Below are 575 nucleotides of genomic sequence, written 5' to 3'. Positions count from 1 at the left end.
CGAGCACCGCCCTGTATTCGGCAAAATGCTCGGACTGGCGCCGCACCGGCTCTTCCCAATCGAGCCCCAGCCATTTCAGGTCATGAAATATGCCGGCCTCGAATTCCGGCGTGCAGCGGGTGATGTCGATATCCTCGATGCGCAGCAAGAGCCGCCCGCCCGCCCGCGCCGCCATTTGCTGGTTGAGCAGCGCCGAATAGGCATGGCCGAGATGCAATTCGCCATTGGGGCTCGGCGCGAAGCGGAATGTCAGGAGCGTCATGTCTCAAGGCGGCATTCGGGTTGAAAGGCGCTTCCGCCGGTTGATAGTTAGAGACTGTTTCGAAATTCTGCTCTGGCGGCCAGCGCGAATTTCGAAACAGTCTCTTGGCCATCAATTGCCACTTCGTGGGCGCTCTGGGAACAAACAAAACGTGCAACGCATCGCCTCGCTCGACGACATTGCGGCAGGGCTCGACGCGCTCTGCCTCATCGATCCGCGGCTGGACAAGGTGCGCGATATGGCGGGCGAGGTACCGCTGAGGCTCTCGGAGCCCGGATTCGGGAGCCTCGCCTCGATCGTCGTTTCGCAGCAG

At 61.6% G+C, this 575-nt stretch carries 1 protein-coding gene and 1 pseudogene; one reads left to right on the top strand and one right to left on the bottom strand.

Annotated features, from left to right (window positions below):
• The coding region (locus EOA29_RS39365) for a glutamate--tRNA ligase family protein (protein ID WP_245468844.1) at nt 1–262 on the bottom strand (262 nt) is incomplete at its 3' end.
• A 151-nt stretch (nt 263–413) separates the two neighbouring features.
• Between EOA29_RS39365 and EOA29_RS43635 the strand changes: the two are divergent.
• A pseudogene (locus EOA29_RS43635) lies at nt 414–575 on the top strand (DNA-3-methyladenine glycosylase 2 family protein); the annotation flags it as partial.

The organism is Mesorhizobium sp. M1E.F.Ca.ET.063.01.1.1 (assembly GCF_003998155.1).
Taxonomy (GTDB): Bacteria; Pseudomonadota; Alphaproteobacteria; order Rhizobiales; family Rhizobiaceae; genus Mesorhizobium.
The sequence above is the reverse complement of the archived record's forward strand: the minus strand, read 5'-3'. Positions and strand labels throughout refer to the sequence as shown.